The following is a 21,164-nucleotide window of genomic DNA, read 5'->3' on the forward strand; positions in this document are numbered from 1 at the left end:
ATAAAAGGTGACGTAGGGAGAGAATCAAGGAAATTTATTTTTTCTACTTCGAGATTTTATTAATATAAACTCGTTATTATTGATTTTTCACTCCCTGACAACTGACACCCACTTCAAATGATTCGCAAGGAGGGGAAGTAGAGTAGTTCAAAGCCAGGCTTGTTTTAAGAGCTTCACGCCTTCATTTATTTCTTCACAACTAAGATTACTAAAACCAAGTTTGATAATCGGTTCATTAGAATGGTTATGAATGAAGTAGATGGAAGTCGGGTATACTTTAACGCCATAAGAGGCGGCACGTTCAATGAACCATTCCTCTGAACGTTTTTGATGTATTTTCGCTAATACATACAAACCAGATTGCTCTCCAATAATGGAAATATGTTGCTGGAATTGCTTGTTCAACGCTGATACGATGCACTGCATTTTTCGCTTATAAACAAGACGCATCCGTTTAATATGCCGGTTCCATTCTCCTTCTTCCATAAACTTGGCCATTGTCAGTTGGCTAAGAAGGGAAGTGGTACACTCAAAACACCGGAACTGCTTTCTATAACGGTTTAAAAGAAGTTTTGGCAGTACCATATAACTTAGACGAATTCCCGGCAGAAAGGACTTGGAGAAATTCCCTAGGTAAATCACTTTTTTGGCATCAATGGAAGCAAGTGCAGGAAATGGTCGTTGTGTATAGCGGAATTCACTATCATAGTCATCTTCGATAATATAGCCTTTTCTCTTAGTAGCCCACTGGATGAGCTTATGCCTTTGCTGAATGGACATGCTTACGCCCATTGGGCTTTGGTGGGAGGGTGTCACATAAATTAAGCGTGACGCCCTATTTTCCAATTGTGAAAAATCTGCACCTGTTTCCTCGACTGGTAACGTTTCAAGGGCGAAACGATGGAATAGAAATGCCTCTTTTGCTCCGTCATAGCCTGGGTCCTCTACGATCAAGCTCGAGAACTCATCCTTTAGAATTTGTCCGAGATGAATCAACATTTGTTGGGTGCTGCTACCGATGATAATGGCACTTGGATCAGCCTTCACTCCGCGAGATTGGAGTAAATAGGCAGCGATTTGTTTACGCAAATCCATTTCACCAAAAGGACCCCCGTATTGAAAACTCTCCTGTAAGGTCAGTATTGAATTCGAAATCCTCCTCCAAGCTTTTAAAGGAAAGTTTGTCTGATCTACAGCCCCTGCTTTAAAATCAACAACAAATGTTAACGGCTCTGTTTGTTTGCTAAGTATAGGAATGACTTCCTCCGGAAATAAACACGGCTCTATTTCATTAACAAAGTAGCCTTTTCTTGCTTTACCTCGAATATAGCCTTCCGCAATAAGCTGATCATAAGCCATCAATGTCGTATTGCGGCTGACTTGCAAGGAGTCTGCCAACTGGCGTATTGAATGTAATTGTTTATTGGCAGGTAGGTCATCGTGTTCAATCAGCATTTTAAAACGTTCATAGATCTGTTTGTATTTAGCAGATTGGTCATCCAAAGCAAAAATGAAATTTTTCATCATATTCCCCTCTGACATGTCTGTTTTATTTAAACTGTATCTTTTTATATGTCAATAAGTATATTACGATGATAAAGAATTATCAAAAAACGTCCTAACTTTTTTGAAATGAAGGGGACTAATCTTGTCAAAGAAGGAGCAAGCGATCATGTATATTCCAAAATATTTTCAAGTCAAAGATATGGATGAAATTGTGAAAATGATTGAGAAGAACTCATTTGCAACAGTCGTCACAACAAAAAAAGGGAAGCCTATTGCTTCTCATCTATCATTACAACTTTTAAAGGAGGGAGAGGATTATTTCATAACTGGACATATGGCATACGGAAACCCACAATGGAGAACATTTGAAACTTGCGAAAGTATTCTAGTCATCTTTCAAGGTCCACATGCTTACATTTCTTCTTCATGGTATGAAAATGAAAATGTACCAACCTGGAATTACCAGGCAGTTCATATGTATGGGCAAGCAAGCATTCTAGGTGAAGAAGAGTTAAAACAAGATCTGACAGCGTTATTAGAGAAGTATGAGAAACATCGTAAACATCCGGTTTTATGGGATACCTTATCGCCACAATTATTGGAAAAGCAATTAAAAGGAATCGTCGGTTTTAAAATAAAAGTGCAAGAAGTTCAAGCCGCTTATAAACTAAGTCAAAATCGACATGAAGGGGATTATCATAATATCATTGAAGAATTACAAAAAGAAGAAGATCCGAATTCTCTAGCATTGGCAGAAGAGATGAAAAAACTGCAAAATGATAAATAAGCTCGAATGTTTTACACACAATGGCGAGGGGGGAAAGGATGAGTCAACCAATCATAGAGCGGATCATGGTTGGAAAGCCGCAAACATTTGGAGAAAAAGAAGCGAAACGGCCAATGGACCGTGAATGGACAAGTGGCATTGTGAAGCAACTTGTTCATGGGAAGATTTGGGCGGGAAAAACGAATCTTCAGGGGGACGGGCAAGCCGACCTCAAACATCATGGGGGAGCGGAAAAAGCAATATTTGTCTACCCTGTCTCTCATTATGCTTATTGGCAAATCAAGCTGCAAGACCAAGACTTTAGAATTGGCGCTTTTGGTGAAAACTTGGCTGTTCAACATATCGTTGAAGATGACTTGTGTATTGGCGATATTTTTCAAATCGGTGGTGCAATCGTACAAGTTTCGCAGCCAAGACAGCCTTGTTGGAAGCCGGCAAGACGTTGGAAGATTATAGATTTGGCTTTACAAATACAACAAGAAGGCATGACAGGCTGGTATTTTCGCGTTCTGAAAGAAGGGGAATTCCAAGCAGGGGATGTACTTCAACTTCGAGAGAGGCCATTTCCAGAATGGACTGTTACTAGATGCAATGATGTGATGCATAATCAACAACATGATTTAGAACTGGCAGCTAGACTTGCTTCTTGTGAGCTTCTTTCACCTAACTGGCGTAATACATTACGCAAACGGGCGCAAGGTGAAGGGAAATCGGATATTCGTAATCGAATAATAGGACCGAATGAATAATCCCCAAACATATTCTAAGGGCCTTTCGTAGCGAAGTAAAAAGTCCACTTTCTCAATCTTGAAAACGAGAAAGTGGACTTTAATTATCTTCAGGTGAATTGCTGGAAATTTATGATTTCAAAATCATTGCGATTTGCTATACTACAATGAATAGAATATATTCAGAGGAGCCCGAGATGGAATTACATAAGTACTGTGAAACTTTCAAGTCTGCAATTGAGCACTACACATTAACAGAAGATCAGCTTTATTTCACTGATACACCAAAGGAAGCTGTTGCATTGGCAGCTGAAGACCCAGATCGTCAACCGATATTGGCAATAAAAGACGGTCTACTCGTCACATTCTTTGTCTTACATCAAAACGAGGGAGTCAAGCCATATTCCGACAATGAACAAGCGATACTTGTAAGAACCTTTTCAACTTGCTTTTATCATCTCGGAAAAGGCTATGGAACGGAAGCATTGTTGGCATTGCCGCAATACTTGAAAATGAATTATTCCAGAATCAATGAAATTATTTTGGCAGTCAATTATCGAAATGAAGTTGCACAAGGTCTATACAAAAAATGTGGTTTTATCGATACAGGTTTACGAGCAATGGGGAAAAAAGGTGAACTTATTGTGATGAGCCATCGTTTCGACTGATTAAATCCGGATACTTGTTCTGTTTATTCTAAAAATTTAGATTAGCGGAAAGAATGGTTGAAGGTTATATGTTAGAATGATGGTTAATGGGGGTGGGGGGATGAACGAAGATAAAGAAACACCCGAAAGAAGAAGGGAAAGGCTACGACAAGAAGAGTCAAAAAGAAACCCAACCGGAAATATGAGCGATGCTTTCAATAAGGCGGAAACTGGCAACCTTGCTGAATTGGTAGGGGGATTAGGCTGGAAAGGCACTGGCATACTCATACTTGTTATCATCATTGCTTTTATAATTATATCAATGATTGTTAGATAAAGTAATATTAAAAAAGAGGAAGCTGGAGCATTGTCTAGCTTCTTTTTATGGTACCTATATTTGAAACTTATTATATTTAGTAATAGAGGTATAAATGTTTGAATATTATGTGATTAAGGTAACGTAAAAGTAAATGAATTAGGGGGGACATTAATGTATACACCTATCATAACAAATTTTTCTACTAAATACGGTAACAATCGCTGGAAATCAAAGAGTCTAAAAATAGGTAGGGATGTATTTTTATCCAGTGACTTGGAGTATGATAATTGGTTGTTTATAGAGTGTAACCCGCACGTTATTAGTTATTGTGAGCAACCCTTTGAAATTAAGTTGCCTATGGAGAATACGATTCGTTCATCAATTCCTAATATGTGGATTTTATATGATGATGGTACAGAAGAAATAAGGGAGATAAAGTATTCGAATGATTTACAAGAAAATAGGGTATTAACAAAAATAGAAATACAGCAAAAATGGTGTGAAAAAAATGATTTAGTTCATAAAGTAGTTACCGAAAAAGATCTTAGACTAAATCGGTTTCTCCTTACAAATTATAAAATTATAATAAGTTTACTAAAGAGTGGTAAATATTTAAACGAAGCGATCAGAAGCGATATATTGGATCAAGTTAAAAGAGATAAGAAGACATCTATCCATAAATTACTTAACATATCTTCGGGATTGATGGTTGAAAATTTATTTTCGAATATAGCATTGTTGATATTCATGGGAGAACTATATGCTGATTTAGATTGCAACTATTTTGGAATTAATTCTGAGGTATATCTAATAAATGATTAAAGCATAACCTTCAGGAAGTGGATTCTTAGCCTATAATAACGGAGATATACAGAAACCAGCAGCATTTTAGGGTTCTGTATATTTTTTTGTGTAACTATAAGTGTAATTGAATTTATTTGTTTTCAAAATGTGTTTAAGTTTTAAGAAGTCAAAACCTAAATATTTATGTCTTTATATAGCAATTTCTCATTTTATCTCACTGTTCCAAGTATACTTATTCAACGAAACACAACTATCGATAATATATATTATGTAAACTAAAATGTTTTTAAGATAAAAGAGGTATTTTGAATCGGATCCCCTTTGCGTACTTGCGGCGCTACATTCAAACCGTACTTAGCTGATCCTGGTTTCTTCTCTCGTTAGCAACTCGTATATTCGTACGCTGTATTTGTATGTAATCACATCATCACCTTGGCACATACTTTTACATAAGCGATTTCCGATATGGAACCTTTAAACTTCCATATCGGAAAATCGGTTTGTGTCTCCATAAAATACGGTGATTTCAAAGCTACGGTTGGGATTGATCTTATTTCCTTATATGACATCCATCTTAGTAGAATTCATTCCTTTAAATGGCTGTGATATAGCTTAAATTTCACGCTTTTATTGAATAAAATGCTCGAATATAAGAACAAAGCAGCATGGCGATTCTGAACCGCCATGCTGCTTTGTTGCTAGCGGAACGATTCTTTTCTACCCCCTTATCATGAATTACTGCAGCTACAAGCTGTTTAAACGCTCCATATAGCCCTCTTGAGAGATAAAAAGCGCTAGAGGCGATTTAACGCTGTTCAAGGTGTTTCTCCGCCCCACTCCTCTCAACTTATCCAGTAAAGGTTGCTGAATCGTTTATAACCGTTCAACATTCATCATAATTTCCGTTACATACTCATCCTTGCTGCTTACTGATATTTCATCTAGTATATATTCCTCATACGTGTAATTGGTAAGCTTTAACTGATTACGACGAATATAATCAAACATTTTTTCGAATGTTTGATCGATCAGATCCTCACTTCCTTTATGGTAAGCGACAACGTACAGACCTTTTGGTTTTACATGATATGGAATTTCCTCGAATTTTTCTTCCGTCTTTATATAGAGATAAGAATAGTTTTCATAGTCTCCCTGCTCGACTTGTTCTTTACTGACCATTGCCCCAATTGGGTAACCTAAATTTAACTGATGATCATCGGCAAATTCGATAAATGTAGAAACCAAGTTAAGGAACTCCTTATCTGAACAGCCTAAAATGGAACGACTTAGAAAAAGCTGCTCCTCTCTTCGTTCTTGTAATGTAATTTGCGAATAATCAATTGTTAACGCACGTTCTGTTAAGTCGATCTTTGTCTGGATCGTTTTTTGGATTCGGTTCAAATTCCGCATTTTCGATTCAATTTCTTGGGATTGTTTTTTCAACAGTTCAATGAGTTCTAACGGGGTTTTATCTTCTAGAAATCGTTTAATTTCTTGTAAGGACATGTCGACTTCTTTTAGTAGTTGGATAACGGAAAACACATCAAACTGATGATAAGAGTAGTACCTATACCCGTTATCCGTTTTAATTTCCGGGGAAAGAAGGCCAATTTCATCGTAATGAAACAATGTTTGTTTTTTCACGTGACATAACTTGGCGAATTCGCCGGTTGTAAAATATTTATGCAACTTTTGACTCATTTGAGAGCCCTCCCTTGACTATACGGTTACCGTACACTTTAGGATGTAATTATACCACTACAGTAATGAGTGGGGATAAATTGAGAAAGGATTTGATAGTCATGAATATAGCTATTCATGACGTTACAAAAGACAATGAGAAAGAAATTTTAGGTTTGCATGTTGCAAAATCTCAAATGAATTTCATTGAAACGACGCAACAATGTTTAAAGGAAGCGAAGGAGTGTGCTCTGTTTAAACCTGTTGGCCTTTACGCAGACAACGAGCTAGTAGGTTTTGCTATGTACGGACGTTTTCAAAATGAAAATGAAAATAGCCGTGTTTGGTTAGATCGCTTTCTCATAGACGCCCGCTATCAAGGAAAGGGATATGGAACGATCATGTTACAAGCATTAATGCAAAAATTGGTGCAAGAATTTTCATGCCAACAGATATATTTAAGTGTATATGAAGATAACCAATCCGCCGTCTACTTATATAAAAAATTCGACTTTCAGTTTAATGGCGAATTCGATGTGAATCATGAAAAAGTGATGGTGAAAAATATATAATCAATGAGACCAATCCTAAAAAGTGCTCAACCGAATAGTGTGGTTTGAGCACTTTTGAATTTCATGATACCCCTTCCCCATTGCTCACACGACTTATTGTCCAAATATTTATCAAATGAAATAATCATAAACAGGCATTTCACTCTGATCAAGAAGAACAATCATCTCGTTCCCCTTTCGGAATTCAAAAATCAAATCAATACATATAAATTTGATTATATCATCGAACTTTTTATAAGTTTGACTGTTTAATCGAATTACTGATATATTTGATGATATCATCGAACTTAATGCTACAATTGATGCTGGGAAGGAGTTGTTAAGTGATGACGAATCCAATTTCTGTTTTCATTATGGACGTCAGTCATTCGTCTAAGGGAAATATCGGAAGTGAATTAAGTGAATATCTTCAGCAATTAGAGGCGCGTATAGCGAAATGGACAGAAAATATCGTTGCGACACAGATCACCCACCGGGCTGGAGATGAACTCGTCGTTGTGAGTAATGGCTATGCAACAGCGTATACGCTTGCTTTCTATTTGAGCCGTATTTGGGAATACGCAGATCATAAACCTTATTTCGGTCTGTCATTTGGTGATATTCAAGAGGACGTTAACACTTTGAACGTAGAAACTTGGATACATCCGTTAATGAAGCAAGCTAGAGAAGCGAATGATTTCTTGAAAAAACAACAAAATAGAGCTCAATTTCACTTTCAGTTGGCGGATTTCCCAAATGAAAAATCACCCGAAGGATTCAATGCCTATGGAATCCAGTTTGAAACGTTGCTAAATGTGATTTTAACTTTACAACAAGAACAAATGAATGAACAAACAGAAATACAATCGCTTGTCTGTTCATTGTTTTTGATCCTTGCTCAACAAAATAAAGTAAGTCATTGTCTAGGAAGATCAGCCTCTACTGTTTCAAGTCATATGAAAAAAGGCAAAACAGACGCGATCCTGCATGCTTTTCAGAACGTTGTAAACGTATTAGATTCTTTAGAAACTGATCATAAATTGAATCCATCTAGCGCAAGTAAGCTGTTACAAAGAAACATACGACAAATTGTGAGCAATCAGCTTGATGATTATTTTCCAAGCATTGAGGGAGGAAAATAATGACTGTACTATTGCTGCTTCTCGCACATTTAATCGCTGATTTTTGGTTACAAACGGATAAAATGGTGAAACATAAAATAAAATATCTCAAGCAACATTGTCTTCACCATCTCCTTACTACAGGCATAGCACTTGCTATCATATGGGGTCATTATTACGACTTTAGGAACATTGTCGACTATTTTATGTCCCCATTACTTTTTATCTGTGTCTCCCATCTTTTCATCGACTTGCTGAAAATAAAACTAGTGGATTCTATAAAAAGGGATACAAATGACAGTTTGAAAAAACTGGGCTTTTTCCTATTTGATCAACTTCTTCATATCGTGATGTTACTCAGTACCTGTATCATCTTCTTTCATATGGAAGTTGTGGCATTGACGACTCGTATATTAGAATTGTTTGGGACAAGCCATTTAGACCCGATTAACACGTTCTTATTGATCACGATCGTTTTTATTTTAGCGACAAGTGTCAGCGGTCATATCGTGAAATTCATCGTTGGCTCATTGCCATCAGAGTTTGCAAACTTCGAAGGCGAATTGACATTAAAAAATCAAGTCATTGCTGCGAAAGAAAAAGCTCAACCTAACATGGAGAATAGTTTTACGGAGGAATATCATTATTTTACGTACTCCACCCCTCTCCGTTCACGTGGAAACCTCATCGGCTATATCGAAAGATTGCTCGTCATCTTATTAACGGTAATCGGTGCCTATCCGTCTATCGCTTTTATCATTGCTGCCAAGTCGATTGCACGATTTAAGCAGCTGGATGATCGAAACTGGGCGGAATATTTCCTGTTAGGTACATTATCCTCTATCTTTTTAGGATTACTCCTTGGCCTCGTTGCACAGAAATTGATCATGTGAAAGGTTCTACAATTCCCCTACATAAAATAATCCCCCTAGCTACTCAACCATGAGTGGCCAGGGGGACATTGCACTCTCCTATTTGCCCCTTTAAAGGCTTATAAATAGCTCAACCAATCAGTAATGCCATTATCCGTTCGTGTGCATCATAAATCTTATCTGCCTCTTCATGCTGTTCTTGGTACTGATAAATATACAAATCCATTTCGCAAAGAGCGATTTGCGTATTAACCAATACTTTCGGCAAGGTTTCCCAGGCATAAATCTGATTGGAGATGGATTCCAATTCGTGGTAAATTCTTTCGAATTGCTGTTCATCCAAACCTTTGCCGTTTTGAAGTTTTTTAAAAAAATGCCCGTCCTCATTGATGTACTTGAACAGTTTGGCCAATACTTCGGCTTTCTCAGGCTCTATTTCCCCCGTTTCTTTTGTCCACCTATGAATCAGTGCTTTTATCTGTTTAGCGGCATCCATTATTCGTGTCGCTTCTTCTTCGTTATAAATCAGTGAAAAGTTATAGAGTTCATCATACAGTTCGATTAGAGTTTGGATGGCGTTTTGGGGGATACTCTCCCGATTCTCCCATTCATCAGCACAGGCAGTTAATGCTCCAACTAGTTTTACTACTTCCTTTTCATGCAATCCATTGCCCATTCGTAATTCAACGAGCACATTTATTTCGGCTTGCACGAAGTTATCAATTAGGCTGTTTTCCTTCGATATCCCATTATCCATTTAATAATTCCTCCCATTTCCCATGAATTTATTTTAAGTAATGAAGAAAAATGCTCAATTACCGGGGTGGGAACTAATGTTCTGTCTGCTGTTTATTCACAGTAATAGTAAAATGAATTTACAATTACTGTATTAATTGGGTTTATAAGAATTTATAACAGCTACTTTTTTGTAATAAATGGAATTAGAAGCTACCATGATCTCCATAAACCAAGCAAGCTCGTTTTTTAATGACAGAACAAATGTTCCGGACCCGTAAATTCGGCACTCGACAACTAATTTATGGTTCAAATAAAACAAGCAGCATTGCTTTGTTCTACAATGCTGCTTGTGATGCTAGATTGCACATGTGGCATATCACCGTTGTTTAAGTTCCTTATAAGCCAATACTTTCAAGGCCAATAATTCTTCATCCGTTAATTTGCCTTCAATCTCATTGAATAATCGTTGTTGTTCTTCCGCGGTAAGGCCACTTTGGGCTTTCGTTTGGAGTTCTTTCAATTCACTCACACTGAACTTCTTCACCAATACTCTGACCGCTTCTTCTTTCGTCTGGAACGGTAAAGTGCTGCTATCTACGTTTTTCCCTTCTTCGATAAATGCCTGCAGTTGCGGATCATTCTTGATTTCTTGTTTGATACTTTCAAGTTGGCCGCTGTCATTCAGTTCCACCGCTACTTGGTCCATCACTTGGTCAGCAATGAGTTTTGTCCCAAAAAAGTAAATCGCGAACCCTGCTACGGCGATAAAGACCACAGTACCTAAAAGTATTTTTAAAAATTTCAAATGGCTCTTCCTCCCTTTATGGGGTCTATGATAGAGATACTACACAGAATTCCACCGGTGCACAAGAAAAAAGCCAACAGCAATTGTTGACTCTTTTCTAATCTCTCATTCCTCCAATTCAAATCTCATAAAAGTAAAAATGGGCGGTCTCTTTTACAAAGCCGATTTTCTCATAAAGTCTTTGTGCCGTCGTGTTATCTGCACCCGTTTCCAAGAGCACCCCTTTCGCATCCGTTTCCTTTGCAAAAGCAAGCGCGGTTTTTATTAGATTTTCACCAATTCCCTTGCCTCTTCCACTTTCTTTCACATACAAGTCGTTTAGCACCCATGTACGCCTCATGCTGACGGATGAAAATGTCGGATAGAGTTGGACGAAGCCGATCGGGTCAGACTCATCACAAGCTATATAAATGACCGATTCTTCGTTGAGCAACCTTTCCTGGATAAACTTCTTTGCACCGCTAAGATCTGATTTTTGTTGGTAAAATATTCGATACAAGTCAAATAGTCCGGTTAATGCTTCAAGGTCATTTAGTGTCGCTTTAAAAATATTCATAAAAAATCCCCTTATTGTCGTATTTATGTATGAATGAGTTAACTTTACCATAAATGGAATACGTGCTGTGAAATGAGCTTTCTTATTAATAGCGTCTATAAAAGAACATCCAGAGGCTATCATTCTACAAACCGAAAAGGGTGAATCTCACCTGAATACCACTGCTGAAACTATTAATAACGATTCAGCGGCCAGGAACACACCTGAAGAAACAGTATTTACAGTTATAGTGAAACCTTTTGTAGAGTCGAATTTCAATAAAGTTATCTTTCGTGGACTCTTTTTACTGCTCATTTGGATGTTTTTGTTTTTAGTCATTCCAGTTGCCTTCAAACGTTTAAAAAGATTTAAGTTTTTTAATATGGAATTTGAGGTAGATGATATTGAACAGGCTGCCATTGAAACGATAGAGATTAGCGGAACGAAAGCTCAGTTGATGGCTTATTTAACAGGGGATGACGCTTCTGGAAGGACTTTAGAATTTCTATCCGATTCAGCAATAGATTATCAAGAAGTACTGGATTATTTTCTTTCGGAAATCCAAATTGCATATAACAAAAGCCCGCTATATGCAACATTTTCATATGAGATATACAACCAATCCACTCCCCCGGAACTATATGATTTAATAGAAGAATCTAAGGAAACAGGAGAATCAGCTGTCAAGAATAAAATCAATGAAGATAATTTGTTCAAGAGAAACTATCTAGTTTTCTATTATTGTTATGGTAAAGATGAATACATCACTGTCATAAGCAGTTATACGCATGCTTTTGATATTTTTGACAAATATCTTTTTGAAATTTTACATAAAACTGTAAGTAAAAACGTTGAGAATATCGAATATATGGTTGCCTTAACAAATATTGATGAAGATATGAACAAAACGTGATGATCCCTTGACCTATCGAAAGGATATCTTGTAGAATAATAGAAAGGAGTGATTGTTATGGTAAGAGTCAAAACTCCAATTAATCCAGAAGCGATTAAAGCCCGTGCCGCTCGTAAATTAAGTCTTTCAAGTGCTGGTCAAAGTCGTAAGAAGGACAATCGTGTAACCGTTACTGGACAAATGGTCAAGCCAATCCATGTTAGCAAAACAGATCCATTAGTGAGAAGGATCGTGAATCATTAAACACTCAACGTCCCCCTGTCTAAAGGGGGTTATTTTTATATAATTTTAAACTTTTGGAATGCCTTTTAGCTAACGCTTGTAAAATGGTCGAATTTCCAACTAAATCTTTTGGATGCTTAACAGGTAGATATCCAACGTCTATCTCCCTCATACTTTTGAATCTTTCTCCATTCAAATACTTGCTGTATAACTCACCTATTTTCATCAATGTTCCTCACTTTCTAAGTAAGCATAATATATCGTAGTATATTCAAATTCCTCCATTTTTAATCAAATCAAGTTCTTTATGAGCAGTTCATGTAAAGGACGGCTTCTCAGTTAATGACTATTAAGTTTACATAATAATACTATGTTAAACTATCTATCCCGATAGGGTTAAAAAAATCCCTATTTTCCAGATCACTCAGGAAATAGGGATTTATTGATTAATGTTCATGCTTGCCGATGCAACGTTCGCATTCATAAAGTGCGGATTCGTGTTTCTCGATAATTTTATTGCCGCATTCCGTGCAATGTTTTTCCGTCTGGTTTTTGATCGCTTCCATACTGATCTCCTCCAATTTTTCTCGTTTCAATCACTTTGTATTGAAACAGATTATTTTATTAATAACTACTATATAACAGACGGGTTTCCCTGTCTTCGGATTCTGATGAAATGCCTTTTCTGAAGGATGGATGGTGATATAAGGCGATGAACCATTGGATAGAGCAACCGAAAAAAGCCACACAAGTGAAATCATTGTGTAGCTATACAGCATTTGGCAATCATCAACTCATACTAACTGCACTATTACTTATGAGCCGATCTCTTGCTTCCACGTATTCTTTATGAAGTTTATCGACATATTCAGCTGTACTTGTCACTTCTTTAATCGCGCCGATGCCCTGACCACTTCCCCAAATATCCTTCCATGCCTTGACGGTCCTATCTCCAAAATTCATCTTGGATGGATCGCTTTCTGGAAGGTTGTCAGGATCCAATCCTGCTGTTTGGATGGATGGCTTTAGATAATTGCCATGAACACCCGTGAACAGATTGCTATAAACAATATCATCAGACGTCGAGTCGACGATTGCTTGCTTATATGCTTCAGCAGCACGGGCTTCATGCGTAGCAATGAACGGCGAACCGATATAGGCAAAATCAGCTCCCATCGCTTGGGCAGCTAAAATGGCGCTTCCCGTAGCAATCGACCCCGACAAAGCAAGCGGACCGTCGAACCACTCTCTGATTTCTTGGATCAACGCAAATGGGCTCTTCATTCCCGCATGGCCACCAGCCCCAGCCGCAACTGCAATTAAGCCGTCAGCCCCTTTTGCAATTGCCTTCTGTGCAAAAGTGTTATTGATGATGTCATGCAGTACAATTCCTCCATAGCTATGTGCCGTGTCAAATATCTCTTCACGGGCGCCTAAGGACGTAATGATAATGGGAACTTTATACTTCACACATAACTCCATATCTTGTTCTAATCGATCATTTGTCTTGTGTACAATTTGATTAATCGCAAAAGGTGCAGCTGGACGGTCTGGATTTTTTGCGTTATAAGCTGCAAGTTCCTCTGTGATTTCTGCCAACCACTCATCAAGTAAGGAGGCGGGTCTAGCATTCAAAGCAGGCATTGATCCAACAATCCCCGCTTTACATTGCTCAATCACAAGCTGCGGATGACTAATAATGAACATCGGTGAACCAATTACAGGAAAACGTAAATTCTGAAGAGGAGATGGGATTCTTGACATCGGTTGTTCCTCCAATCAATTTGTAAGCTATATATCTATTTCGCGGTCAGCTAATTAAGAACCTCTATATCTATCTCTTTTCTTACCGATATTGGTTTACATAATAATATTATGGATACATTTTGCTTGCTTTTCATACCATTTGTTATTTTTGATCTGATCTAGATCACCTCACGCTCTTTTCAATCTTTGCCATCATCTTTTATCCATCATTCTGTTCTCTTTCTAATTTCTCCCGTAGTGCAACCTCTACATATTCACTCATGGATAGCCCATGCTCTTGAGAAACACGCTTCAATTCTTCCAGCATAGTTGTCGGCAAATCAAATGTCGTACGCCGGTATCCACTAATGAGCGTCCATTTCCCTTCCCCGACGATCACCTCGCCTAATACGAGAAATTTCTTAAGCGTGCTTTCTGTTATTGTTTCCGGAGCCGCTAGCGAAAGGTCCACTTCCCCACTTTTAATCGATAGAGCGATATGTGTATCTTGTTCGCGGATACGAATATTTTCAATTCCCCATGCTTGATAGACAAAATCGAGCAAGTCAAAGGATTCCTTCTCTGCTTTTGGCAATAAAAAGTCTGTATAGCCCCTGATCTGTCTATTCGGCTGGTGAATGGAATAGGCCGGTTCGTATTGAAAGGCTTGAATGCCGTCCGTATAAGGAATCCAGGTCCCGGACTGCAGATAGAATCCCCATTGTTGGTTGTCATTGCGCACCACGCGCATCTCTTGTCCTTGTGGCGTGCGAAAACATTGATAAAGTGCAATATCTAACTTCGTATCATAGAATTCAACTCTTGTTCCCCGTGAGGAAGCAGTCCGCTCGATTTCTTGGCGGATCCAAGCAGCGGTTTCTTCGGGAATGGAGTATATCATCCGTTCATCGCCAGCCGGCAATTCGTCCACCGGCAACTCAGTCTCCCGGATCAAAGCGTAAATGCGTTGGGTCGTCACACCTAATTGTTTGGCCAGTTCGGAAGGACGTAACCCGGTTGGTTGATGCCGTTGCCGTTCCTCCGCAAGTGCATCGACTTCTTCTTTCTGATATCTTGCTTCACGTATTAAACGATGCGGATCGTCGATTTTAATAATTTTCTTCTGTTTTGCATAGTGATAGACCGTTGCCTTCGAAACACCAAGTAAATCTGCCACTTCTTGTCTTGTATACCAATCTTTCAATTCAATCTCTCCTGTCTTGCGTCTATTAAAATAGAAATCCCTTTTTTGATGGATTTTTATATTTGAATTTAAATTTATATTAATTGTGCATTTGCTTTCTTTAAATAACATTTAATATAAAACGTATTAAGTTAGAAAATATTGGATTTCTAAAGTAAAAGGATTATTTTGTTCCGAATATGAATTCAATTTAATACAGACTGAACTCTTATGATTTAATAGTAACATAAATATAAACCAGAATAGAATTTAAAATTGAATTTAGTTTCTATAACCTAAACAAATGGATGATTTTTTTAGGTTATATTAGATTTATGGTAAAATGGATTTAACAATAGAAAACAATTAACTGTATATAAAAATGGATTTTAATAATAGCTAATTATTTATATACAAAAGTGGAATGAAGAAAAGGATGATTTAGATTGTCAATCGGACTAATTGAAAACAAGCAATTCGAAATAATTCATTTAAAAATAGAATTGCAAAATATGACCACCCTTCCCACTCTTCAGAATCGTTTGGATGAGGCGGAGAAAAATGGACAACCTGCTTTTCATGATTTTACGGATGTAGAGATGATGAAATGGTTTCTATATGAACGAAGACATTTGAACGAAAAGAATGAACGGACAGAAAGAACGGTTCGAGAGTACGAACGTGAACTTCTGCTTTTCATTGAACAGCTGTTTACATACAGTTTGGAAATCGGCATCGATATGGCCAATATAATAGAAGGTTCTCTGTTCAAATCATTTCAATCACGTCATTTAAGAAGATATCAGGAGTGGTTGGCAACTAAAAGTCCACATGTACTCAAGAAAGGGTCATACTCCCCTGCTACGCTCGAACGAAAGACGACGATCATCAAGGCCTTTTTTGCATTTCTACATAAGGTAGGATATATTCAACAGCCGATTTACGAAGGGCTGAAGATTGCCACGGTCCGAAAAGACGATCGACCGAATCGTGATCTAGGCCCAGCTGATGTCGTTACATTACTGAATGAATATCGGGACAAGCAACATCCAATCATGTTTGCGATTATTCACATCCTAACAACGACAGGGATTCGAAACGAAGAGTTTTGTACATTGAAAGTGAAAGATTTGAAGGTGGATGCAATCCAAGGTGGTTATTATTTAGATGTGTTAGGGAAAGGAAATAAGAGGCGGCATATTCCGTTGAAAGAGAAGGTGGTTCAAAGCATCCGTCGTTTCCGTCACGCACGTGGTCTACTCCCCGTTGAGCATGCTGAACTGGAGGATCCATTATTTACGACGAATACAGGGCGCGCCTATTCCCCTTCCTATTTATCGCAATATGTGAAAAAGGAGATTGCAAGCCTGGAACGATTAAAGTTGTCGGATCAGACGTTGCAAATCACCCCTCACGTATTCCGGCATGCCTTTGCAATCATTTCCAAACTTAACGGTGTCGACGTCTATGATATTATGCGTTCACTTGGTCATGAGAAAATTGAGACAACAATGATTTACTTAGAGAAAGTGTTTGAAAAAGAACGTCACGCCATACATGCATGGAAATCGGAGGGTTTTGGGGAGTATATCTAACCTATTTCAGCCAATGGATTTGCGTTGAAGGCGAAGCATTAGTCTCTGCTTTTACAAGGGGAGATAAAGGGAGAAATCATAAAAAGTACATCACATTAGAATAAGTGATGTACTTTTTCAAAATAATAGATTAAGTTGTAGCTATTTCCTGGATGTATCGTAACTTGCTTCATTTTCGCCTCACAAGAGACAGTTCACGCGATGGGCTTTTTACCCCCCAACGTGCCACATAAGGACTTGGATATCATTCTTGAAGCTTGTAATATGTTTGTGATACCGGTCCTAGTTTTTAATCTACGGAAAGTAAGAATGATTAGTAGATAATTTGTGAGAGGTATTTGTTTCCTTCTAATCTATTGTAAACCTCTTTTGCTTCTTTTTCCGTATCAAATTCAAACATTTTAATGGATACGTCTGCGTAAAGGGTAATGACCCACATTTTTACTGCCTCCTATAAAATTAGTAAGATGATCAAACAAACTTATTTGCTATTCTGCATAATTAGCAGAAAGTTCTGTTCCATCACTATCGATATACTTCACTTAGACAAAAATCAGACTTGCAACAAGGAATATTGAGATAATAACAGGCATCCTGGATCTGTCATTTTACGAAGAGTAATTGAATACCCAATCCTTTTGTGTGATGTCTCTCCTGATAAAAGACTCCTATCAATGCAAAGTGCTACCTTTATTGTGAAAAGAAAGTATCCTGTACATAACAATTTACTTTTAAGAAATACAGAGGAATCAAGATTTTCCACACAGTAAAGGGATAAAGTAGTGAAATCGATATAATATGATGTAACATTGAAATGATTATGACATACTAATGATCGTTTGTCTATTCAAATTTTCACTTTTAATAAATTTTTTAAGTTTGCGAGCTTCACTTTAGAATAGTAAAAAACCTCAATGGATCGTTTATATACATGAAAAAGTACATCACCATTGGAGCGGTGATGTACTTTTTTAGAAGTTTTATAACTTCATTTATCAGGAAGTTTTTTAACACTTGAATAGTTTTAGTTTGGAACGATTTCCTGAATGTGTGCTAACTTGCTTCTTTTTTGTTTGCCCCATAAAAGGCAGTCCACACGGTAGGCATTTCCCCTACGTCTCAAAAGCACTAGGATTCACTTAGGAAACCCATGATAGACTCGGCACCATGCCGTTGTTCCCAATCCTAGTCGTTTCAATCTACGGAAATAAGCGCGTTTATTAGACCAAGTGCGAGAGGTATTTGTTTCCTTGCAAAGAATTATAGACCTCTTTCGCTTCTTTTTCCGATTCGAATTCAAACATTTTAATAGATACGTCTGCGTAAAGGGTAATGACCCACATTTTTACTGCCTCCTATTATAAGTTAGTAAGGTGATCAGCAAGCTAGTTGCTTTTGGAATCATGAACAGGAAATTCTGTTCCTATGCCACCGACATACTCCGCTTATACAAGCAGATTCGCAACAACAACAATTGGGACATTGACTGGAACCGTAAAACCATTCGATGCAAATGTATTGAATTTCCAGTCTTCTGGTTGCATGTCTCTTCTTATCATAGCCCCCCTTTCAGTACAATCTTTATTGCGAAAAACGAGTATTGCAAATCAAATACTCAGTTTTCACAAAATACAGTATAATCTAAATTCAGAGTATAGTAAAGTGATAAAGGAAAAAAATAAAAGAGTTTGTGCAACTTTGAACAAACTATGACAATCAGAGGGAGAAAGAAGGACAAAAAACACTCATCCACTAAAAGGGATGAGTGTGATGTGATGCATTTGGATTCACGCTATTTTTTTCTTCGCTTTCGTAGGCCTTATCTTATAAAGCACAATGAGTAAAATAAACCAAACTGGTGTAACGAACAAAGCGACGCGTGTATCTTCTGCCAACGCGAGCACGACAAGTACAAATGCTAGGAAAAGAAGGATCAAGTAATTGGAAATCGGATAGAGCGGCATTCTAAATTTGCTTAATCGCGCTAGATTTGGTCTTGTTTTACGGTATTTCAAATGGCAGATAACCGTAATGCCCCATATAAAGATGAAACAGACGGTAGAAACACTTGTAATGAGTGTAAATACGCCTTCTGGCATGATATAGTTCAACACAACCGCAATCAGAATAACGACAGTTGAAAAGAACAACGCATTGGAAGGCACTTTATGACCCGTCAGTTTTGTAAAAGGGACAGGTGCATTTTTATCTTTAGCAAGTGAGTACAGCATCCGGCTTGTACTGAAAACGGCACTGTTACAAGCTGAAGCAGCAGATGTCAGAACAACGAAATTGACGATACCAGCTGCAGCAACAATGCCAATTGCTATGAAGACCTGTACAAATGGGCTTTCCAGTGGATTGATGGCATTCCATGGATAGATACTCATAATGACAATTAGTGCCCCAATATAGAAGATTAAAATCCGGATGGGAATATTATTGATTGCCTGTGGAATGACTTTCTTTGGATTTTCCGTTTCGCCTGCAGTCAGTCCCACCAGCTCAATCCCAACAAACGCAAAGACGACCATTTGGAAGGAGAGGATAAAACCATTTATGCCGTTCGGGAACATGCCACCATGGCTCCACAAATTCGAGAAGCTGGACGTACCTGAATCGGTTGAAAAGCCGGTAAATATCATGAAGATACCGATAACGATGAGGGCTAGAATCGCGATGACTTTTATTAAGGCGAACCAGAATTCCATTTCGCCAAATAGTTTTACAGTTGCTAAGTTCATAATGAGCAAAACAACAAGTGCGATTAACCCTGGCATCCATTGGGGTACTTCAGGAAACCAAAACTGTGCATAAAGACCAACAGCGGTTATATCGGCCATTGCGATTGAAATCCAGCAGAACCAGTATGTCCACCCCGTTATGAAAGCGGCCATATTCCCTAAATAATCTTGTACAAAATCTACAAAGGAGTTGTAGTTCAAATTGGTTAATAGTAATTCGCCAAGCGCACGCATGATTAAAAAACAAATCACGCCTGTAATCAAATAAGCAAATAAGATCGATGGTCCTGCTAGATGAATCGATTTTCCGGCACCCAGAAATAATCCGGTTCCAATCGCTCCCCCTATAGCGATTAGCTGCACATGCCTATTTTTAAGTCCTCTTGCTAGTTCTTGTTGCTGCATCTCATTCCCCACTCTCTGCTTTTCTTCGATGTTTGCATCCCGAGGTGTTCTTAACGTTTTAAGTAGTAAAATAAAATCAGGAAATTGCAAATCATTATCCTGTTAGGATTTTAACATAACATGACCGAAAAGCGAACAACATTTTTATAAATATGAATAAAAATCCGTTTTTCTACTAAAAATCGAACATTATTCATTAAAAACTTTATTTAGTTCGGGAATTTTGAGTGGTTGTTGTTCATTCAATTGCTTGAATAGCAGGTGATACATTGAAACGCTTCTCCATAAAGGTTCTATAAACAGCGATGATTTGAACCTCCGATTTATCCGTATTACACAAATCCTTTTTTCCTTCCTTGTGCAACCCTATATAGATCCCATTTTACTCTCTAGAGTTCCAAGTCTTTTACGAATACCCAACCATTTTTAAAATATAGTGTAAATATTTTCGTACTTGCGTAATTCTTTCGGCCAATGAAGCTGCTACAATTTCGTAGAAGGCCTCGCTTTCAGCCGTTTTATAGAGTTTCCGAATTGTTCTTCTTTCATCCGGCCAAAATCCTATCAACAAATTGGTCTCTTCCATTTCACGGGCGATGTCGTATAAATAACCATTGGACGGAGACCACCCAAACAGACTGTTCAATTGTGCTTGGACCTCTGCCATGTAAAAAAACTCTCGATTCAAGCTAAGTCGCAATGCGATGTATCGGACGACATCTTTGACAGATAATAGTTTGGATATAAATGGCCGAAAATCTTCATGCAACGGTTCAACCTCCCCTTCCGGCGGCAGTCCATTCCCCGTTAGAAAATAATAGAATCGATCAATCACGGTCGATACCTCATTAAATCGATGCGCATAAATCGCTTCGTATTCCTGAAGGCGACCAATCCCTTTGTTAGTAATATGAAAGATTTTTTTACGCCCTGCCGTTTCTGCATGAAGAAAACCGTCCTTTTCTAATGTGTTGGCAGTACGTGCGACGTATTCATAGGAAACGGATCGTCCCGGAAAATCGAAGTTGAATTGTTCATAAAGGGCCCTAGCATAATTGCTTTGCACACGAATTGCCCTCAATAAAAAGAGAGAAAGGGTGTCCCCGACACTAAAACCGACAGCTTGTTGAAATGAAGGTATTTTCATACTGAACACTCCTAATATTTTAAATAATCATACACCTCGCTAGTCCATATATCAAGCTCCGTGTCCGTTGCGATAGATTTCATTCTCTTTAAGATTATTCCGTTCTGTTATTTAGC

23 protein-coding genes are annotated in these 21,164 nt (G+C 37.9%); 11 read left to right on the forward strand and 12 right to left on the reverse strand.

What is annotated here, in order from left to right; translation table 11 throughout:
* Nucleotides 1–147: 147 nt before the first annotated feature.
* On the reverse strand, nucleotides 148–1,524 hold the full coding sequence (gene pdxR, locus MHZ95_RS03955) for a MocR-like pyridoxine biosynthesis transcription factor PdxR (RefSeq protein ID WP_239389231.1): 1,377 nt from the start codon (nucleotides 1,522–1,524) through the stop codon (nucleotides 148–150).
* Between the two features lie 148 nt (nucleotides 1,525–1,672).
* Here pdxR and MHZ95_RS03960 point away from each other — a divergent pair, with 148 nt between their 5' ends.
* From MHZ95_RS03960 to MHZ95_RS03980, 5 genes are all read left to right on the forward strand, one after another.
* Complete coding sequence (locus MHZ95_RS03960; protein WP_239389557.1) at nucleotides 1,673–2,293, forward strand: FMN-binding negative transcriptional regulator; 621 nt, start codon at nucleotides 1,673–1,675, stop codon at nucleotides 2,291–2,293.
* Between the two features lie 38 nt (nucleotides 2,294–2,331).
* A complete protein-coding gene (locus tag MHZ95_RS03965; protein WP_239389232.1) occupies nucleotides 2,332–3,042 on the forward strand; it encodes an MOSC domain-containing protein in 711 nt (236 codons plus the stop codon).
* 176 nt (nucleotides 3,043–3,218) lie between these two features.
* A complete protein-coding gene (locus tag MHZ95_RS03970) occupies nucleotides 3,219–3,689 on the forward strand; it encodes a GNAT family N-acetyltransferase (protein ID WP_239389233.1) in 471 nt (156 codons plus the stop codon).
* Nucleotides 3,690–3,789: 100 nt separating this feature from the next.
* On the forward strand, nucleotides 3,790–4,005 hold the full coding sequence (locus MHZ95_RS03975) for a DUF6366 family protein (protein ID WP_239389234.1): 216 nt from the start codon (nucleotides 3,790–3,792) through the stop codon (nucleotides 4,003–4,005).
* 153 nt (nucleotides 4,006–4,158) lie between these two features.
* Nucleotides 4,159–4,809 carry a TnsA endonuclease N-terminal domain-containing protein gene (locus tag MHZ95_RS03980; RefSeq protein WP_239389235.1) on the forward strand — a complete coding sequence of 217 codons (651 nt, stop codon included), beginning with the start codon at nucleotides 4,159–4,161 and terminating at the stop codon, nucleotides 4,807–4,809.
* Between the two features lie 855 nt (nucleotides 4,810–5,664).
* Here MHZ95_RS03980 and MHZ95_RS03985 read toward each other — a convergent pair.
* Nucleotides 5,665–6,492, reverse strand: a complete 828-nt coding sequence (locus MHZ95_RS03985) for a MerR family transcriptional regulator (RefSeq protein ID WP_239389236.1) — start codon at nucleotides 6,490–6,492, stop codon at nucleotides 5,665–5,667.
* 101 nt (nucleotides 6,493–6,593) lie between these two features.
* Between MHZ95_RS03985 and MHZ95_RS03990 the strand changes: the two genes are divergently transcribed.
* The 3 genes from MHZ95_RS03990 to MHZ95_RS04000 all read left to right on the forward strand — a co-directional run bounded on the left by MHZ95_RS03990 (nucleotide 6,594) and on the right by MHZ95_RS04000 (nucleotide 9,036).
* Nucleotides 6,594–7,043 carry a GNAT family N-acetyltransferase gene (locus MHZ95_RS03990; protein WP_239389237.1) on the forward strand — a complete coding sequence of 150 codons (450 nt, stop codon included), beginning with the start codon at nucleotides 6,594–6,596 and terminating at the stop codon, nucleotides 7,041–7,043.
* Between the two features lie 326 nt (nucleotides 7,044–7,369).
* Complete coding sequence (locus MHZ95_RS03995) at nucleotides 7,370–8,164, forward strand: hypothetical protein (protein WP_239389238.1); 795 nt, start codon at nucleotides 7,370–7,372, stop codon at nucleotides 8,162–8,164.
* Nucleotides 8,164–9,036 (forward strand): DUF3307 domain-containing protein, encoded by an 873-nt coding sequence (locus MHZ95_RS04000; protein WP_239389239.1) that lies wholly within the window; start codon nucleotides 8,164–8,166, stop codon nucleotides 9,034–9,036. The genes MHZ95_RS03995 and MHZ95_RS04000 overlap by 1 nt, the downstream gene beginning before the upstream one ends.
* 109 nt (nucleotides 9,037–9,145) lie before the next feature.
* Here the strand turns inward: MHZ95_RS04000 and MHZ95_RS04005 are convergent, their stop codons facing one another.
* The 3 genes from MHZ95_RS04005 to MHZ95_RS04015 all read right to left on the reverse strand — a co-directional run bounded on the left by MHZ95_RS04005 (nucleotide 9,146) and on the right by MHZ95_RS04015 (nucleotide 11,114).
* Entirely contained in the window at nucleotides 9,146–9,772 is a 627-nt protein-coding gene (locus MHZ95_RS04005) for a hypothetical protein (protein ID WP_239389240.1), read from the reverse strand.
* 357 nt (nucleotides 9,773–10,129) lie between these two features.
* On the reverse strand, nucleotides 10,130–10,558 hold the full coding sequence (locus MHZ95_RS04010; RefSeq protein WP_239389241.1) for a hypothetical protein: 429 nt from the start codon (nucleotides 10,556–10,558) through the stop codon (nucleotides 10,130–10,132).
* Between the two features lie 118 nt (nucleotides 10,559–10,676).
* Nucleotides 10,677–11,114, reverse strand: coding sequence for a GNAT family N-acetyltransferase (locus MHZ95_RS04015; protein WP_239389242.1), 438 nt, complete (start codon nucleotides 11,112–11,114; stop codon nucleotides 10,677–10,679).
* A gap of 304 nt (nucleotides 11,115–11,418) precedes the next feature.
* On the opposite strand from MHZ95_RS04015, the gene MHZ95_RS04020 reads away from it, so the two are divergent.
* Complete coding sequence (locus MHZ95_RS04020; RefSeq protein WP_239389243.1) at nucleotides 11,419–12,006, forward strand: hypothetical protein; 588 nt, start codon at nucleotides 11,419–11,421, stop codon at nucleotides 12,004–12,006.
* Nucleotides 12,007–12,063: 57 nt separating this feature from the next.
* The gene (locus tag MHZ95_RS04025) at nucleotides 12,064–12,249 is read left to right on the forward strand and encodes a hypothetical protein (RefSeq protein ID WP_239389244.1); all 186 of its coding nucleotides are present in this window, start codon (nucleotides 12,064–12,066) and stop codon (nucleotides 12,247–12,249) included.
* A gap of 425 nt (nucleotides 12,250–12,674) precedes the next feature.
* Here MHZ95_RS04025 and yhfH read toward each other — a convergent pair whose 3' ends face one another.
* From yhfH to MHZ95_RS04040, 3 genes are all read right to left on the reverse strand, one after another.
* The gene (gene yhfH / locus MHZ95_RS04030; protein WP_239389245.1) at nucleotides 12,675–12,794 is read right to left on the reverse strand and encodes a protein YhfH; all 120 of its coding nucleotides are present in this window, start codon (nucleotides 12,792–12,794) and stop codon (nucleotides 12,675–12,677) included.
* A gap of 223 nt (nucleotides 12,795–13,017) precedes the next feature.
* A complete protein-coding gene (locus tag MHZ95_RS04035; protein WP_239389246.1) occupies nucleotides 13,018–13,992 on the reverse strand; it encodes an NAD(P)H-dependent flavin oxidoreductase in 975 nt (324 codons plus the stop codon).
* Nucleotides 13,993–14,194: 202 nt separating this feature from the next.
* Nucleotides 14,195–15,178, reverse strand: a complete 984-nt coding sequence (locus MHZ95_RS04040; RefSeq protein WP_239389247.1) for a helix-turn-helix domain-containing protein — start codon at nucleotides 15,176–15,178, stop codon at nucleotides 14,195–14,197.
* Between the two features lie 425 nt (nucleotides 15,179–15,603).
* Between MHZ95_RS04040 and MHZ95_RS04045 the strand changes: the two genes are divergently transcribed.
* On the forward strand, nucleotides 15,604–16,752 hold the full coding sequence (locus MHZ95_RS04045; RefSeq protein WP_239389248.1) for a tyrosine-type recombinase/integrase: 1,149 nt from the start codon (nucleotides 15,604–15,606) through the stop codon (nucleotides 16,750–16,752).
* Between the two features lie 313 nt (nucleotides 16,753–17,065).
* Here MHZ95_RS04045 and MHZ95_RS20835 read toward each other — a convergent pair whose 3' ends face one another.
* The 4 genes from MHZ95_RS20835 to MHZ95_RS04055 all read right to left on the reverse strand — a co-directional run bounded on the left by MHZ95_RS20835 (nucleotide 17,066) and on the right by MHZ95_RS04055 (nucleotide 21,048).
* Nucleotides 17,066–17,191, reverse strand: a complete 126-nt coding sequence (locus MHZ95_RS20835; protein ID WP_255726590.1) for a hypothetical protein — start codon at nucleotides 17,189–17,191, stop codon at nucleotides 17,066–17,068.
* Between the two features lie 781 nt (nucleotides 17,192–17,972).
* A complete protein-coding gene (locus tag MHZ95_RS20840; protein ID WP_255726591.1) occupies nucleotides 17,973–18,095 on the reverse strand; it encodes a hypothetical protein in 123 nt (40 codons plus the stop codon).
* A 444-nt stretch (nucleotides 18,096–18,539) separates the two neighbouring features.
* Nucleotides 18,540–19,901 (reverse strand): amino acid permease, encoded by a 1,362-nt coding sequence (locus tag MHZ95_RS04050; RefSeq protein WP_239389249.1) that lies wholly within the window; start codon nucleotides 19,899–19,901, stop codon nucleotides 18,540–18,542.
* A gap of 406 nt (nucleotides 19,902–20,307) precedes the next feature.
* Nucleotides 20,308–21,048 carry a helix-turn-helix transcriptional regulator gene (locus tag MHZ95_RS04055; protein WP_239389250.1) on the reverse strand — a complete coding sequence of 247 codons (741 nt, stop codon included), beginning with the start codon at nucleotides 21,046–21,048 and terminating at the stop codon, nucleotides 20,308–20,310.
* Nucleotides 21,049–21,164: the final 116 nt, after the last annotated feature.

This window comes from Sporosarcina sp. ACRSM (assembly GCF_022346545.1).
Lineage (GTDB): Bacteria > Bacillota > Bacilli > Bacillales_A > Planococcaceae > Sporosarcina.

Excerpts from the sequence above, each read along its gene's own strand:
- pdxR (WP_239389231.1), bottom strand. The coding sequence starts at position 1,524 with ATGAAAAATTTCATTTTTGCTTTGGATGACCAATCTGCTAAATACAAA.
- MHZ95_RS04000 (WP_239389239.1), top strand. The coding sequence starts at position 8,164 with ATGACTGTACTATTGCTGCTTCTCGCACATTTAATCGCTGATTTTTGG.
- yhfH (WP_239389245.1), bottom strand. The coding sequence starts at position 12,794 with ATGGAAGCGATCAAAAACCAGACGGAAAAACATTGCACGGAATGCGGC.
- MHZ95_RS20840 (WP_255726591.1), bottom strand. The coding sequence starts at position 18,095 with ATGTGGGTCATTACCCTTTACGCAGACGTATCTATTAAAATGTTTGAA.
- MHZ95_RS03990 (WP_239389237.1), top strand. The coding sequence starts at position 6,594 with ATGAATATAGCTATTCATGACGTTACAAAAGACAATGAGAAAGAAATT.
- MHZ95_RS03970 (WP_239389233.1), top strand. The coding sequence starts at position 3,219 with ATGGAATTACATAAGTACTGTGAAACTTTCAAGTCTGCAATTGAGCAC.
- MHZ95_RS03980 (WP_239389235.1), top strand. The coding sequence starts at position 4,159 with ATGTATACACCTATCATAACAAATTTTTCTACTAAATACGGTAACAAT.
- MHZ95_RS04015 (WP_239389242.1), bottom strand. The coding sequence starts at position 11,114 with ATGAATATTTTTAAAGCGACACTAAATGACCTTGAAGCATTAACCGGA.
- MHZ95_RS04055 (WP_239389250.1), bottom strand. The coding sequence starts at position 21,048 with ATGAAAATACCTTCATTTCAACAAGCTGTCGGTTTTAGTGTCGGGGAC.
- MHZ95_RS04005 (WP_239389240.1), bottom strand. The coding sequence starts at position 9,772 with ATGGATAATGGGATATCGAAGGAAAACAGCCTAATTGATAACTTCGTG.
- MHZ95_RS04025 (WP_239389244.1), top strand. The coding sequence starts at position 12,064 with ATGGTAAGAGTCAAAACTCCAATTAATCCAGAAGCGATTAAAGCCCGT.
- MHZ95_RS03995 (WP_239389238.1), top strand. The coding sequence starts at position 7,370 with ATGACGAATCCAATTTCTGTTTTCATTATGGACGTCAGTCATTCGTCT.
- MHZ95_RS03960 (WP_239389557.1), top strand. The coding sequence starts at position 1,673 with ATGTATATTCCAAAATATTTTCAAGTCAAAGATATGGATGAAATTGTG.
- MHZ95_RS03985 (WP_239389236.1), bottom strand. The coding sequence starts at position 6,492 with ATGAGTCAAAAGTTGCATAAATATTTTACAACCGGCGAATTCGCCAAG.
- MHZ95_RS20835 (WP_255726590.1), bottom strand. The coding sequence starts at position 17,191 with ATGTGGGTCATTACCCTTTACGCAGACGTATCCATTAAAATGTTTGAA.
- MHZ95_RS04035 (WP_239389246.1), bottom strand. The coding sequence starts at position 13,992 with ATGTCAAGAATCCCATCTCCTCTTCAGAATTTACGTTTTCCTGTAATT.
- MHZ95_RS03975 (WP_239389234.1), top strand. The coding sequence starts at position 3,790 with ATGAACGAAGATAAAGAAACACCCGAAAGAAGAAGGGAAAGGCTACGA.
- MHZ95_RS03965 (WP_239389232.1), top strand. The coding sequence starts at position 2,332 with ATGAGTCAACCAATCATAGAGCGGATCATGGTTGGAAAGCCGCAAACA.
- MHZ95_RS04050 (WP_239389249.1), bottom strand. The coding sequence starts at position 19,901 with ATGCAGCAACAAGAACTAGCAAGAGGACTTAAAAATAGGCATGTGCAG.